General features: G+C 63.3%; 13 protein-coding genes. 2 read left to right on the top strand and 11 right to left on the bottom strand.

Features of this window, described 5'->3' with window-relative positions; genetic code table 11:
* Positions 1-102 precede the first annotated feature (102 nt).
* Entirely contained in the window at positions 103-747 is a 645-nt protein-coding gene (locus DOM54_RS10605) for a TetR family transcriptional regulator C-terminal domain-containing protein (protein ID WP_110716286.1), read from the top strand.
* 373 nt (positions 748-1,120) lie between these two features.
* Here the strand turns inward: DOM54_RS10605 and modC are convergent, their stop codons facing one another.
* The 7 genes from modC to DOM54_RS10640 all read right to left on the bottom strand — a co-directional run bounded on the left by modC (position 1,121) and on the right by DOM54_RS10640 (position 7,029).
* Positions 1,121-2,254, bottom strand: a complete 1,134-nt coding sequence (modC, locus tag DOM54_RS10610; RefSeq protein WP_240613857.1) for a molybdenum ABC transporter ATP-binding protein — start codon at positions 2,252-2,254, stop codon at positions 1,121-1,123.
* Positions 2,251-2,961, bottom strand: coding sequence for a molybdate ABC transporter permease subunit (modB, locus tag DOM54_RS10615; RefSeq protein ID WP_110599477.1), 711 nt, complete (start codon positions 2,959-2,961; stop codon positions 2,251-2,253). The genes modC and modB overlap by 4 nt, the downstream gene beginning before the upstream one ends.
* A gap of 7 nt (positions 2,962-2,968) precedes the next feature.
* Positions 2,969-3,760 carry a molybdate ABC transporter substrate-binding protein gene (gene modA / locus DOM54_RS10620; RefSeq protein ID WP_240613858.1) on the bottom strand — a complete coding sequence of 264 codons (792 nt, stop codon included), beginning with the start codon at positions 3,758-3,760 and terminating at the stop codon, positions 2,969-2,971.
* A 94-nt stretch (positions 3,761-3,854) separates the two neighbouring features.
* Positions 3,855-4,271 carry a winged helix-turn-helix domain-containing protein gene (locus DOM54_RS10625; protein ID WP_110716288.1) on the bottom strand — a complete coding sequence of 139 codons (417 nt, stop codon included), beginning with the start codon at positions 4,269-4,271 and terminating at the stop codon, positions 3,855-3,857.
* A 61-nt stretch (positions 4,272-4,332) separates the two neighbouring features.
* Positions 4,333-5,712, bottom strand: coding sequence for a PepSY-associated TM helix domain-containing protein (locus tag DOM54_RS10630; RefSeq protein WP_110716289.1), 1,380 nt, complete (start codon positions 5,710-5,712; stop codon positions 4,333-4,335).
* Between the two features lie 114 nt (positions 5,713-5,826).
* Positions 5,827-6,225, bottom strand: a complete 399-nt coding sequence (locus tag DOM54_RS10635) for a DUF2946 domain-containing protein (RefSeq protein ID WP_110716290.1) — start codon at positions 6,223-6,225, stop codon at positions 5,827-5,829.
* 111 nt (positions 6,226-6,336) lie between these two features.
* On the bottom strand, positions 6,337-7,029 hold the full coding sequence (locus tag DOM54_RS10640; protein WP_110716291.1) for a response regulator transcription factor: 693 nt from the start codon (positions 7,027-7,029) through the stop codon (positions 6,337-6,339).
* Positions 7,030-7,356: 327 nt separating this feature from the next.
* Here DOM54_RS10640 and DOM54_RS10645 point away from each other — a divergent pair, with 327 nt between their 5' ends.
* The gene (locus tag DOM54_RS10645; protein ID WP_162619831.1) at positions 7,357-9,627 is read left to right on the top strand and encodes an ATP-binding protein; all 2,271 of its coding nucleotides are present in this window, start codon (positions 7,357-7,359) and stop codon (positions 9,625-9,627) included.
* Here DOM54_RS10645 and DOM54_RS10650 read toward each other — a convergent pair.
* The 4 genes from DOM54_RS10650 to DOM54_RS10665 form a co-directional block, all read right to left on the bottom strand.
* Entirely contained in the window at positions 9,622-10,785 is a 1,164-nt protein-coding gene (locus DOM54_RS10650) for an EAL domain-containing response regulator (protein ID WP_110716293.1), read from the bottom strand. The genes DOM54_RS10645 and DOM54_RS10650 overlap by 6 nt on opposite strands.
* A gap of 72 nt (positions 10,786-10,857) precedes the next feature.
* Positions 10,858-12,540 carry a methyl-accepting chemotaxis protein gene (locus DOM54_RS10655; protein ID WP_110716294.1) on the bottom strand — a complete coding sequence of 561 codons (1,683 nt, stop codon included), beginning with the start codon at positions 12,538-12,540 and terminating at the stop codon, positions 10,858-10,860.
* A 215-nt stretch (positions 12,541-12,755) separates the two neighbouring features.
* Positions 12,756-13,280, bottom strand: a complete 525-nt coding sequence (locus DOM54_RS10660; protein WP_110716295.1) for a methylated-DNA--[protein]-cysteine S-methyltransferase — start codon at positions 13,278-13,280, stop codon at positions 12,756-12,758.
* Entirely contained in the window at positions 13,277-14,641 is a 1,365-nt protein-coding gene (locus tag DOM54_RS10665) for a DNA-3-methyladenine glycosylase 2 family protein (RefSeq protein ID WP_110716296.1), read from the bottom strand. Before DOM54_RS10665 ends, DOM54_RS10660 begins: the two co-directional genes overlap by 4 nt.
* Positions 14,642-14,656: the final 15 nt, after the last annotated feature.

The raw sequence follows: 14,656 nt of genomic DNA on the forward strand, positions 1-14,656 counted from the left end.
TCATGATTCAGCATAGCATCGGCATCGGGAGCCACTGAGTAGGCGCGCCGGGGGCGTGGCAGCGGGCGCTTCCAGTCTGATTGATGGGTAAAAGGAGTTCAGGTGGATAATCACGATCTTCCCGAAGCCACGGCCCGGGAACGTAACGAGCAGCGGATTTTCGAGGCGGCGGAAAGCGTCTTCGCACGACACGGCTATCGGGGGGCAAGCATCCAGGCGATCGCCGCGGCTGCCGGGATCCCCAAGTCCAACGTCCTCTACTATGTCGGCAGCAAGCGCCGCCTCTATATCACCCTGCTCGAGCGTACGATGTGGCGTTGGAACGCGATGCTGAGCGATATCAGCGTCGATGACGATCCGGCGGAGGTGCTGGAGGCGTTCATTCGCAGCAAGATGCGGCTGAGCCAGACCCATCCCAGAAGTTCGCGGCTCTTCGCCAACGAGATACTGCAGGGCGCTCCGTTCCTGAAGGAGTCGCTGTTCGGTGAGATGAGGGAGTGGGTGGAAGCCCGCGCCGAGGTCTTCCGCCACTGGGCGGAGCGCGGATTGATGGATCCGGTGGATCCCGTCTGGCTGATCTTTCTGATCTGGTCGGCGACCCAGCACTATGCCGATTTCGAGACCCAGATCGTGGGCATCACGCATCGTGAGAAGCTCGACGAACGAGACTTCCAGTCGGCTGGCGATTTCCTGTGCCAAGTGATCATCAAGGGGTGTGGTGTCCGAAGGCGTGATGGCGCGGTCTAGGTCGGTGATGAATCACAGCGGCATGTCGTCGAAGCGGGAGGGGCTGGGGGAGGTCGGCTGACCGTTTCGGTGTGCGACCCGATGACGGAAGCGAGTCCTTTCGCGCTCAACTTCCTGTCGAGTCTCAACCTTGAGGGCCGGCAACGTCCTGTTGCTCTGCTGTCGATCCCTGGATGCTGTCCCTATCGCGTTCCGTGCGTCGTCGCATCGTCCTTGAAGGGGCTTCCTTGCGGCAGCGGCATCCTGCCACGGGCAGTGTATATGAGACTCGATCGCCAAGGCGAAGGGAAAATCGCTAAAAAGCGTTAAGTTACAAAGCGATACGTTTGGGCTCGGACTCGCCGTGGCGTGAGCTCAAGTGATTGTTTCCCAGCTAGAATCGGGAGTCGAACGCTACGCTTCGAATCAGCGCGACCATCGGCTTGCCGACACTCAGTTGCATTTCGTCACAGGCCTGGCGGGTGAGTCGGGCGCGCAGCTGTTGGTGCCCAATCGTCAGGCGTACTTCATTGGCGCTGGATTCCTGGGTCGAAGGCTCGATCGCGTCGATCACCACCGCGAGCCCGTTGCGATAGCTGGTGCCCTCGGGCATGGCATGGGCGAGGGCAACGTCGCGCACGCCCACGCGCAGACGTACCGGCGTCCCGGGTGGGTGATCGAGCGCCGGGATGCGAAGCGTCTGTCCATCGTCGAGGACGACCCGGGTCAAGGCGTAGGCGGGGTCGTGGTCGACAACCCGGGCACTCAGTCGCGTGGCGGCATCGAATCCACCCAGTCGCTCGATAAGGTCGAGCCGCATCATCAGTGCGTCCAACTGGCCGTGCGCCGTCAACCGGCCCTGCTCGATCAGGGCGAGATGGTCGGCGATCGCGGCGATCTCCGCCGTGTCGTGGCTGACGTAAAGCACCGGCAGGTCGATCTCCCGGGTCAGACGGACAAGATAGTGCAACAGTTCCCGCTTGCGTTCTCCATCGAGCCCGGTCAGCGGCTCGTCCAGCAGCAGCAGGCGAGGTTGGGTCAGCAGCGCACGGCCGATGGCGACCCGGCGCGCCTCTCCACCCGAGAGGGTACCGGGCAGGCGCTCGAGAAGATGGCCGATCCCCAGCAATGCCACCAGGTCGTCGAATTGAGCACGCGCTGCCCTTGGCATGCCGTAGGTGAGGTTGCCGCGAACCCGATAGTGGGGGAACAACCGCGCTTCCTGAAAAACGATGCCCAGGTGGCGCTGGTGAGGCGGCACATGGGTACGGCTGACGACTTCGGTCAACAGTCGCTCGCCGAGCCGGATATAGCCGGCATCGGGACGATCGAGCCCGGCAACGAGTCGCAGCAGGCTGGTCTTGCCGCTGCCGGACTCGCCGAACAGCGCGGTCACGCCCCGGCCGGGCACCGTCAGCGCGATATCCAGGTCGAAGCCGCCCAGGCGTTTGCGCAGCCGACACTCCAGCGCATTGTCCTCGGCGGCGGGAGGTACGCCGGGGGGCAAGTGGTACATGTCTCTGCTCATCGGTCGCGCTCCTCCAGGCGCTTTCTGGCTCGCCGCGCCAGCCACTCGGAAGCCATCAGCGACAGCATGGCGATGACGATCGACAGCACGCAGAGCCTGGCGGCGGCCGCCTCCCTGCCGGGCGTCTGGATCAGGGTATAGAGCGCCAGGGGTAGGGTGCGGGTCTCGCCCGGAATGTTGGACGCAAAGGTGATGGTAGCGCCGAATTCCGACAGCGCGCGGGCGAAGGCCAGGACCGTGCCGGTCAGCAGGCCCGGCACAGCCAGGGGCAGGGTGATCGTGAACATGACCCGCCAGCGGTTGGCGCCGAGGGTGCCCGCGGCCGCCTCCAGCTTGGGATCGACGGCCTCCAGCGAGAGCCTGACGGCGCGGACCAGCAGCGGGAATGCCATCACGCCGCCGGCGATGGCCGCGCCTTGCCAGGTGAACGGCAGCGACAGGCCGAAGCCTTGATAGAGCCACTGCCCCAGCCAGCCATGGCGTCCCAGCGACAGCAGCAGCAGGTAGCCCACCACCACGGGAGGGAGCACCAGTGGCAGGTGGAGCAGGCCGTCGAGCAGGGATTTGCCGCGAAAGTCGTGTCGGGCTAGCAGCCACGCCACGGCGACGCCGGGAACCAGAATCCAGCCCACGGCACTGCCGGCGATCTTCAGGCTGAGAGTGATCGCCTGCCACTCGGCGTCGGAGAGCGCTATCGCCTCGAACATCCGCGACTCAGTCGGATTCGACCGGCGTGAAGCCGTAGCGAGCGAAAATCGCCAAGGCGTCGTCACCCGTCAACCATCGCCGGAACGCCTCGGTGGCATCGCTCGGCGTCGGGTTGACCACGGCGAGCGGGTAGGTGATCGGGTCGTGGCTGTCGTCGGGGAACACACCGATCTGCTTGACCCGTTCGCTGGCCTCGGCGTCGGTCTGGTAGACGATGCCGAGCGGCGTCTCGTTGCGCTCCACCAGCGCCATGGCGGCGCGGACGTTATCACCACTGGCCAGCCGCGACTGCAGCGCGTCCCACTCGCCGATCGACTGCAGCGCCTGCCTGGCGTAGATGCCGGCCGGCACGTGGCTGGTCTCGCCGACCGACAGGCGCTGGTCGTCGCCCAGCCGGGAGACGATCGTGGTCCCGTCGCCCGGGGTGAAACCGTCAATATCGCTGGTCGTCGGCGCGATCAACACCAGCCGGTTCCTGAGCAGGTCTACACGCTGGCTGATCGGTACCTTCTGTTCAGCCAGCCAGTCCATCCACTGTTCATTGGCGGAGATGTAGACGTCCGCCGGCGCACCGCTGGCAATCTGGCGCGCCAGCGTCGATGAAGAGGCGTAGACCGGAACGATATCGACATCGTGGTCGGCTTCATACGATTGAATCGCCGCGTCCATGGCGTCAGTCATCGAGGCGGCGGCGTAGAGCTGGACCTTTGTGTGAGTGTCGGCGGCCTGGGCGCAAAGCGGAACGGAAACGGCCAGGACCAGCAAGCAGAGTGAGGTGTTGCGTATCGATGGAAGCAAGATTTTCTCGCTATGTATGAATGGAAATAACGGAGAATCACTATAGCCACCGGTCATGCGGTGGTCGAGGGGGAATTCGGACGGAGCAACAGGGTCAGTCGGAGTCGACGCCGGACTTCGGTGCTCCGGCAATGCGGCCGTCGATATCGACGGAGTCTCGCGGGGAGAGACGGTCCAGCAGGGCCTGACCATGAGGGTTGCAGTCGAGATCGGCCAGCAGCCGGCGATAGTCGTCGACCAGGGCGCGGCCCGCTGCTGTCAGGGTGGCGCCACCACGCCGGGTACCACCGGTGACGGTGTCGATCACCGGCGCGGCGAGGTGCCGGTTCATGGTGTCGAGAAGTTGCCATGCCTTCTTGTAGCTCAGGTCCATTTCGCGACATGCCGCGGCGATCGATCCATGCCGCTCGATCGCTTCCAGCAGCTCGATCTTGCCCGGTCCGACGACGATCTCCCGGTCGGCGACCAGGCGAAGCTGAAAGCGTGGCGAGGGGTGGTGGGTTCGGGTCATGGCGGCATCGTGGCGGTGGCGAGCCCCTGTTGTAACACAGGCGCTCGCCACGGGCCCAGGATCAGGCCGCCTGTGCCACTCGCTGGCGAACGCCAGCCCGCCAGCGCAGGTAATCCACGGCGACGAACAGCAGCAGGCTGGCGCCCATTACCGGGAGGGCGTAGCCGAAGGCGGCCGTGACGAAGAGGACGACCAGCCGCGATCGCCGGTCCATGAGCCGGAAGATGGCGGTCAAGGTCTGCGGCTCGCGGGAAGCGGCGGGCCGCCGACGCCACCACATCGCGTAGCCCCAGCAGATCAGGGTGACGAGGCAAGAGGCGAACGCGATCAGCGCCAACTGGTTGGGCAGTCCGAACAGTACGCCCATGTGCAGGTCGATGCCCCAGCGGGTGAGCTTGGCCGCCAACGGGAAGGTGGCGAAATCGGTACGGTCGAGTGCCGCGAAGCTGCGCGGGTCGAGCGCCACCTGATCGACCTCGGTGGGCCACTCGCGGCCGATCTCGCGTACCTGCCAGGCGCGATCCGTTGCCACCGGCGGCAGCAGCTCTATCTTGCCCGCGTGCAGGCCGGCATGGCGGGCCGCCGCCAGTGCGCGGTCGAAGTCGGTGTCGCTGACCTGTGCCGCGCCCATGTCCATGCTTCCTGCAGCGTGATGATGCTCGGCATGGGGATCGGCGGCCGCGGCGTCTTGTCCCTGGAGCACCGTGGAGACACCTGGTGTGCCCCAGCCCCAGGCATGGCGCAGTTCGGCGATATTGCCGCCGGCCCACTTCGACCAGGTGAGACCGGTCGCCGAGAAGAACACCAGCCCGATCAGCGCTACCGCACCAAGGGTAGCGTGACGCTGGCGCAGGCGTTGCGGTCCGGCCGCCTGCCGGCGGATCCGACGGCGGCGCCACCACAGGAAGCCGCCGCCCAGTGCCGCGATCCATAGCCAGGAGGCGGCCAGTTCACTGTAGAGGCGCCCGGGTTCTCCCAGCAGCAGGCTGCGATGGAACTGGTCGATGGTGGTGCGCAGCGGCAGCACGCCACTGGTGCCGTAGACCGGCAGATCGCCGCGTACCACCAGCGTCACCGGGTCGATAAACAGTGCGCGGTGTTGGAACTCAGCCACGCTGGGGTCATTGAACATTACTCGCGTGGTCTGGCCCGCGGCCGGCGCCGGGCGCACCGCGGCGGGAGCTGCGCTGATTCCTGCGGCGACCTGGGCGGCGGCGATCTGGCGTGCCAGTGGCTGTGCCTCGCCCTCGCTCTGGGTGGTCAAGGCGTCATGGTAGAGCCAGCTCTCGAGTTGGGGCGTCAGCGCGTAGGCAATCCCCGATAGCGCGGCGATGAGCAGGAAAGGCCCGACGAACAGGCCAACGTAGAAGTGAAGACGAGTGATCAGTGCAACCCACAAGGGTTGCTGGCGGCGATCGGCCGCCGATGAAACGGTGTCCATGGGTGAACTCCAGTCCTGAACCGGATGGCAGTGCCCGACGACGGTCGTCGGACGAGCATGACGTGTCCCCAGTACGCATCGGGTCGCGGTGGGCATGCGGAGCGGGGAACTGATTCAGGCCAGGGGCGGTGCGCGGGACGCGTAGCGGGGGTAGATCGGCGTCGGCGACGGCGGGGCGACGACCTCCAGCGGATGTACGGCCGACGGTGGCGGCGTTACCGGTGGTGTGACACGCGGCGGCGCGATGCCGGGCGTGTGGAGAAACAGCTCGCAGTAACCGCAGGCGGCCATATGCCAATGGTCGTCTGCGGTCATGGGCCGAGCGGACGACGGCATTCGATGGTCGTCGACGGCTGCCGCGTGATGGGACGTGGCCATCATCATGCCGCCGTGGGCCGGCATCTCCATCAGGCGCTGCATCTGGCTGATCAACGGGCCCGTGAACGCCATCAGCATGGCGAACAGCGCGAGCGCGGTCAGCGGGCGGTAGCAGCGATGCCAGAAATGCGTCATATCTCATCCAGGACGCCGTCGTCAGAGGGGAACTCTACGCGCTGGCGGTTTGGCCGCCAATCATGACCGCCCGGGTGTGTAATTATGCCGCACCTGCCGCACCTGCCGCAGTCAGGGAGGCGTGAGCTGGACGTCGAGGCGGTACCCATGCTGGTAAATGCTCTGCAACTTGATGCCGTGGCGGCCATCCAGTTCCAGCTTACGCCGCAGTCGGCTGACATGGGTGTCAACCGTGCGGGTGGCGATGTCGCCTTTATGGCCCCATACGATTTCCAACAGATGGGCTCGGGAGAGCAGTTCGCCAGCGTGAGCGAACAACAGGCTGACCAAGCGGTATTCTCTTTCCGTCAGCGGGATCGATTCCCCGGCCAGCGAGACCTGGCGCTGGCTGGCGTGGAGCTCGTAATCGCCGAGTCGATGGCGTTCACGGGGTTGGGGGGAGCTGATACGTCGCGCCAATGCGTTGACCCTGGCGACCAGCTCCCGTGGGCGTAACGGCTTGCCGAGAAAGTCATCCGCGCCCAGCGCCAGCGCCTTGACCACGGTCTCTTCCTCCTGGTTGGCCGTCACGAACAGGATCGGGCCCTGCCAGCCATCGTGCTGTCGAAGCTGCGCCAGTACGTCCATGCCGCTGGCATCCGGCAGATACCAGTCGAGAATCATCATATCGAAATGATGCTGCTGCAGTCCTCGGCGGAACTCGCTGGCGCGGGAAAACATCCGCGGCCGGTGGCCCGCGCCGTCAAGGCAGATTTCGATGAAAGCCTGCTGATCCGGATCGTCCTCCAGCACGCCGATGTGCATGGATGTGGTCATGAGGTCCCCTGGCCGTCGAATGGTGATTCGCCGCTTGGACCAGTCTGCCTCAGCGACATGCAAGTTCCCAGCCGGAATTGGATAGCGCCCCAGCGCTACTGTTTAAATTTTCGTCGGCAAGATGCCGATAACAGTATTGGGTAGCCAAAGCGCGACGCGATGCGCGTATCGGCACGCTGCCTGAGAGGCAAAAAAATGGACGCGAAGAGAGTTGGCTGGGCGTCGACACGGGTTGACGCCTCTTCAGCCCGGGTGGGAGCGCCTGTTCCGCCATGGCCCCGGGCGTTGTTCACCGGGTGCCGAAGGTCGCTCGTTTTGCTGCAGGACTCGGTGATGCCAAGCTTGAAAGACGTTCTACCTCTGACCCGGCGGTTCTCCGCTGTGATCGTGGTCACAGTGCTCTTCCTCATCAGCACGGTCACCACGGGTGGCATTATTCTGGTGCGACAGCATGCCGCTGGAGAACAGTCTTTCGATGAGCTGACATGGGCCGTTCATCGGTTGAATAGAGAGAGCCATCGGATTGCGTTGCAGATCGCAACCCTTACCTCTGAAGCCGACTGGCGTTCTTTGCGGCGAGACGTCGAGGGGCTGTCAAACCAGGTCGCTAGCCTGTCTCGGCCGGTTCAAGAGAAAGCGGGCGATGTGCTGGTCGCTGATCAGGCAGGCGCGGCGCTCGGCCAGGCGGTGGAGCGGCTGCGTACAGAGCTCTCCTCGCTCTCGTCACTGCCGCAGGCCCGCCGTATGGCGGCGATACCCGAACTACTCCGTACGGCTACCCCCATCCTGGGGGCTTCAGAGGATCAGGTGAGGCGCGTGCACGCTCGGGTCGAGTCGCTGCACCGTTCCGACCACCGTCAGTTGTCTCAGCTCTATGCGTTCGTGATGCTCCAATTGGTCATGACCGTCCTCTCCGCTGTCGTCCTGATCAAAGCGCTGTGCCGCGAGGCGAGCGACAGCCGGAAACAGCTGCGTGAACTCGAGATCCAGCGCGCGGCCTTGAACGAGGCGCTCGAGCGAGTGGAGTCCGCCAGTCTAGTCAAGTCTGAATTCATGGCCATGATGAGCCATGAAATACGCACGCCCCTCAACGGCATCGTCGGCATGGCGGATTTGCTGGATCGCGAAGTGGGCTCGTCTCAGGGAGAGCGTTATCTGGCCGCCTTGAAGCAGAGCGCTGCTGGCCTGCAGGTCATCATCAACGACATTCTCGATTACTCGAAGCTGGAAGCGGGCACGCTGGTCCTGGACCGTAGTGCCCTCGATCTCGAAGCGTTCGTGTCCCAGATCTGTGACACCTATCGTCTCGGTGACACCCGCGTGGCATTCGCGGCAACACTCTCCCCCGAATTGCCCGGGCAGGTGGTGGGTGATGTGACACGCCTGCGGCAGGTCTTGACGAACCTGCTCAACAACGCTTTCAAGTTCACGGCGTCAGGCCGGATTACACTCAACGTGAGTAGAGAGGACTCAAGCTGGCTGCGATTCGAGGTGAGTGACACCGGCTGTGGCATTCCTGCTGAGAATCGGGATCGACTTTTCGCGCCTTTTTCGCAAGTCGATAGTTCGATCACCCGGCGTCATGAAGGTACCGGGCTGGGACTGGCGATATGCAAACGCTTGGTAAAGGCGATGGAGGGGGAGATCGCTTTCGAGAGCCGAGAAGGCGAGGGGAGTCGTTTCTGGTTCCGTCTGCCGCTGATCGAGGCGAGTGGCGAGCGTGCCGAGAAGGTCGACTTCATACCGATGGAACTGCAGTTCTGCCATGTTCTACTGGTCGAGGACAATCCGATCAATCAGCAGGTGGCCAAGGGGCTAATGGAGTCGCTGGGCCTGAGGGTGACACTGGCCAACAATGGCAGTGAGGCACTATTGTTGTTGACCAACCAGCATGAGCCGTTCGATCTGGTCTTGATGGACATGCAGATGCCCGTGCTCGACGGCGTGGAGACCACGCGCCGCTGGCGTGCCTGCGAGCAGGGTCGGCGTTTGCCGATCGTGGCGATGACTGCCAACGTCATGCCCGAAGACCATCAGCGCTGTTTCGACAGCGGTATGGAGGGTGTCATCACCAAGCCGTTCACTCGTGCGAGCCTGCTGCAAGACCTCTCCAAATATCTCGCTAACCGTCATGCGCGCACGGCAGACGATAGCGCACCGGCACTCGGTGACCGGACGATGCACCTGGCATCGGTGCCAGATGCCAGCGTTCGGCCGGTGCCGCTCTTGAACACGTCGGTCCTGAAAGAGCTGCAGGCCTCACTGTCACTGAACGCGATCGAGCGGCTATATCTTCAGTTCTTCCAGCGCCTACCGGCACGTTTCTCAGAGCTGAACCGCGCCATCGAGGCACAGAATTTTGCCACGGTTCAGCATGAAGCCCATGCCCTGAAGGGGGCGGCGGCAGCGCTCGGGTGTCAGGCACTCTCCATGCTCGCTGCCCACTGCGAAAGTCTGGCAAAGCGGCGTTATGATACAAAATTGCCCGAGGCCATCCTGGCGTTGATCGCCAGTGGAGAGCCTTCACAGGCTGCGGTTATCTCCCGCCTGGATATTTCGCTCCCAATCTCGAGACCGCTACTATAGAGCGGGTGTGATCAGCTTGACGAGCTGCTGGTACCAGTGGCTGAAGTCCTTTGCGGAGAGCGGACGGGCCAGCCAGAAACCCTGTCCCAGATCATAGCCGGCGGCCCTGAGCAGCGCGTGCTGCTCTGGGGTTTCGATCCCTTCCGCCACCACGGCCATGTCGAGCCGATGTCCCAGGTCGAGGATGGAGAGCGCGATCGCTTCGGCCCGTTTGTCCTGTTCGATACGAGAGATGAAACTACGGTCGACCTTCAACTCATCGAACGTGAGCCGATGGAGTTGCATCAAAGAAGAGTAGCCGGTGCCGAAGTCGTCGAGTGACAAGCGGCAGCCCCGCTGACGCAGCCCGGCGAGAATATGTCTGGCATAGCCCAGACACCCCAGCGTGGTGGACTCCGTGACCTCCAGGATGAGATCGCGGGGCGCGATGTCGTATTGATCGATCAAGCTATCGAAATCCTCGAACAAATCGGCAGACTTGATCCACGCTGCTGGCACATTGACCGAGAGACTGAGATCCCAGCCCGCTCGCCGCCAGCGTTGCAACTGACGGCAGGCGAGACCGAGCACTTGCCAGGTCAGTTCGACGATCATCTCGTGGCGTTCTGCTAGAGGGATGATGACATCGGGCGATAGGACGCCACGACTCGGCTCCTGCCAGCGCACGAGGGCTTCAGCGCCGACCACGCGGTTGAGACCCAGATCGAACTTCGGTTGTAAGACCAGAAACAGTTCTCTTTGAGCCAATCCACGTGCCAGATCCTCCGCGGTGGGGGCATGGGGTTTGCCGGTGGCCGGTATCAACCAGCGATCCAGCTCCGCAACGAGTTTCGACTTATGCAGAAAACCGAGCATGTCGAGACTGTGCTGATTGCCGTAGCGAATGATGCGATCGGCGACGTCATGGCTGCACCCGCTGATAACGAGAATACTGGCATCGATCTTCAGGTCGAAGAGATACTCCAGAATATCGAGCCCGGTAAATTCGCCCAGGGAGAAGTCCAACAGTATCAAATCGACATTCAGTCTATGAGGGCATCTTGCCAGCTCTTCGAGGCCCTCGGCGGTGTCTACGCGATAGCCCCGCTGACTCAGCAGGTGTTCACAAAGATAGCGAATGTCTGCGTCGTCATCGACGACCAAGGCAAGTTTGCTCATGATGGAGGTCTCTTGGCCGAGCTGTGGCAGGCATCAAGAGATAAGGATGCCTGCCGGTTGCGATATCAGATATCAGAAGGCGGCCCATTCGTCGTTTGCCCTGGCGGGGCTTTTTGTCACCCGCGCTGTGACCCGCTCCGGGGCGATGGCCGTCGCCGGTGGGTGCCGAGACTCCGGTGTGGCGGCTTCATCTGTTGTGTCACTCAATTTGAAACTCGACAGCAGTTCGTCCAGCCGCAGTACCTGATCGCGCATCTCTGCCGCCGCCGCGCGCGACTGCTCGACCATCGAGGCGTTGTGCTGGGTCATGCTGTCGAGGTCGGATACGGCCGTGTTGACCTGGCCAATGCCGATACTCTGCTCCTTGGTGCCAGCACTGATCTCGTTGATCACATCATTGACATGCTGGACGCTCTTGACGATGTCCTGCATCGCGCTTCCCGCCTGATCCACCAGCTCCGCACCGCTGCGCGCGTGGGCGACGGAGGTGTCGATCAGCGTGCGGATTTCGTTGGAGGCTTCGCTGGAGCGACTTGCCAGAACCCTGACTTCCTGAGCGACGACGGCAAAGCCACGACCGTGCTCACCTGCGCGTGCGGCTTCCACTGACGCGTTTAGCGCGAGGATGTTGGTCTGGAAGGCGATGCTGTCGATCATCGCGATGATCTCGCTGATCCGGTTCGATGAATCCCGTATGTCGCCCATGGTGGCGATCACCGCTTGCATCGTGTTCTGACCGGCCCTGGCGTTGTCGACGGTGTCCTGGGTCAATCGAGAGGCTTGCTGGGCCGAATCCGCGGTGTTCTTGACCGTGGCGGAGATCTGCTCCATCGAGGCTGATGTCTGCTGCAGATTGGACGCTGCCTGCTCGGTCTTGGCAGCCAGGTTGGTGCTGCCATTGGCAATTTCATCGGCGGCGACATTGACCGACTCGGTGCTGCTTCTGACCTCCTGGAGGACACCATCGATACGGGCGATGAAGTCATCGACGCAGTTGGCGAGATCGCCGATTTCATCCTTTCTTTCACTGGCAATACGCGCGGTGAGGTCGCCATCGCCTTCGGAAATTTCGCGAACCCGCGCTGTGATCTTGCGCAACGCCTTGGACATCAGTACCGGCCCCGCAAAGGCCAGCGAGACGGCGCCTGCCAGAATGACAAGACTGAATATCATCACGAAGATGCCTTGGGCGTCAGCCCAACCCAGCACTTCATCTTCGACGGCGTGGACCTTCTTGAGTGTGGCGCCCTCCGCCACGTCGAGAATCTCTCTCATGGCATCCAGTGCCACGATAGAAGCGTTGTCCGCCTGACCTCTTGCAGCCTCTACGTCATTTCCCCCGTGCAGCTTGAACGTTTCCGCGGATGCCGTTTTCCAGGTCTGATAGCGCTCACTGAAATCCTGTGTCAACTGGACGACGTCCGGATAGTTATGCATCAGCTTCTGGAAAGCGAGCATTCTGTCCTCGACCTGTTGGGCGTTCTCTCGATAAGAAGCCTCAAGTTCTTCCGCGCGAGGCGAGCTGGGTGACACCAAGAGATAGGCCAGTTCCGCTGCCCTTGCCTGATAGATGTCCCTGTCGGCATTGAGTATGGTATTCGTCGCCCCGTTGAAGGTATCGCTGAACTCCATGAGGCGGGATTTCAGCGCTTCGATGAGACGATAATCCGCGGCACCGAGGATGATCAGTGCGATAGGCACCATCAAGAAAGCCAGCGTATATTTCACTCGGATCTGGTGTAGTTTTTCCAACATGGCGTAGGCCCCCTGCGTGGATAATAAGCAGGAAGGTAAGGCCCGTTTCCATCGTTAGTCGACTAGCTTTCTCCAATGTTTACACTTGTTAACAAAGTGTTCGTTGGATCTTCTCTCAGGCGTGAGAACAGGCGATCGTTGTCGGAAATTCTGCACGGGGCAATTGGTCTGCCAGGGGGCCGATGGGGCGAGCGCAGTCCGCTGATATCTAGTGTCTAGCGCACAACGGCGTGCCCCTCATGGCCCAGCAGCCAGCACTTGCGCTCGAGCCCGCCAGCGTAACCGGTGAGGCGGCCGTTGGCGCCGATCACCCGATGACAAGGCACCACGATCGCCAAGGGATTGCGGCCATTGGCCGCCCCCACCGCGCGGGTGGCGGTAGGGCGGCCGATGGCTTCAGCTTGTTCGGCATAGGAGCGGGTCTCGCCGAAGGCGATCGTGGTCAGCGCCAGCCATACCCGGCGCTGGAACTCGGTGCCGGCGGGCGCCAGTGGTAGTTCGAAGTGGGTGAGCTCGCCTGCGAAATAGGCACCAAGCTGCTGCGCACAGCGGCGGGTCAGGGCGCTCGGCCGGGCATCGCTGCTGGCGCTGGTGACGAAGCCGATCCAGGTTAGACCGGCCTCGCTGGCGCGGATCTCGATCTCGCCCAGCGGCACGCCGGCGGGCGGGGTGTAGCGCTGGCACGCCTCGGTGCGGCCGGCGAGCGGGCAGGGCGCGAAGAAAGAAAGCGGAGCGTTCATATCACCGTGTCCCATAGTTGCAGGGTGAGGTAGCTGCGCCAGGGCGCGGCACGGGCGGGGTCGAGTGGTTGCGGCTGACGCGCCAGCGCACGGCGCAGGCCGACATCGCCGTCCAGCCAGATGTCGGGGTCGCCGTTCCCACGCATGGCGACGACGTTGGCCGTCCATGGGCCGATGCCCTTGAGCGAGAGCCACTGCCGTGGGTCGTCGCCGATGTCCCCCCGGTCATGGGCGTTCGCCAGCCGCCGGACGGTTTCCCGGCGGCTGGCGGGCAGCTTCAGGAAAGCCAGATCGCTGACGGCGATGGCGTTGGCGGTGGGGAAGCGCCGGCGTCCGCCGGTATCGGCCTCCCCGAGGTGGTCGACCAGGCTCTGGATCAGGCGATTGGCGGCGGCGATCGAGATCTGCTGGCCGAGCACGGCACGGATGCCGGCTTCGAAGACGCTCCAGGATCCCGGCAGGCGCAGCCCTTCGGTCAGCGGTAGATCCGGTAGATGCCGCTGCAGGTGGGCTTCGATGGTGGCGGTGTCGGCATCCAGGTCCAGCATCCGCCGGATCTGACCCACGATGGCACTGAGGTCGCCGAGCTCGCTCAGGACCAGCGTGACCACGAACTGGTGTCGCTCGGGGTCGTGCCTGGCCTCGAAGTAGCCGGTGGTCTCCCCCTGTCTCAGGGTCCGCCCCAATGAATGTTCGTCGACCCACTCCAGGCCGTCGATGACGTGAAGCGCATAGAAATGGCGCAGGCGTTCCCACTGGTAGGGCGGGCGATAGGCGAGCTTGACGGTCAGGGCAGCGTTGTTGCGTTTGCGCCGTCGGATATCGCTGGGTGCCAGCGCCATCTGTCGTTTGAAGGCATCGTTGAAACGCCGAAGACTGGAGAAACCGCTGGCGTGGGCGACGTCGATCACCGGCAGTGTCGTCTCATGCAGCAGTTTCTTGGCGAACAGGCACTGGCGGTAGATTGCGTACGCCTTGGGCGATACCCCGAACCTGCGCTGGAACAGTTGGCGCAGATAGCGCTCGCCGATACCCAACCTGTCGCAAAGCGCCGTGATATTGCCCTGTTGCAGCGCGCCGGCATCGATCAGGCGAATGGCCCGCGCCAGCGTGGTCTGGGGACCCTGCCAGGCGGGAGAGTCCGGTGCGCTGTCCGGACGGCAGCGCAGGCAGGGGCGAAAACCGGCGCGGGTAGCGGCGACCGCCGACTCGAAATAGCGAACATGGCGCTCCTGCGGGAGCGTCGCCGGGCAGATCGGGCGGCAGAAGATCCCGGTGGTTTCCACGGCAATGAAGAAGCGACCGTCGAAGCGGGCGTCCCGGGCCAGTCGGGCACTGCGGCATTGCTGAGGGTCGAGCATGGGGGCGTGTCCTGA

Origin of the sequence: Salinicola acroporae, from assembly GCF_003206615.1 — a bacterium.
GTDB lineage: Bacteria > Pseudomonadota > Gammaproteobacteria > Pseudomonadales > Halomonadaceae > Salinicola > Salinicola acroporae.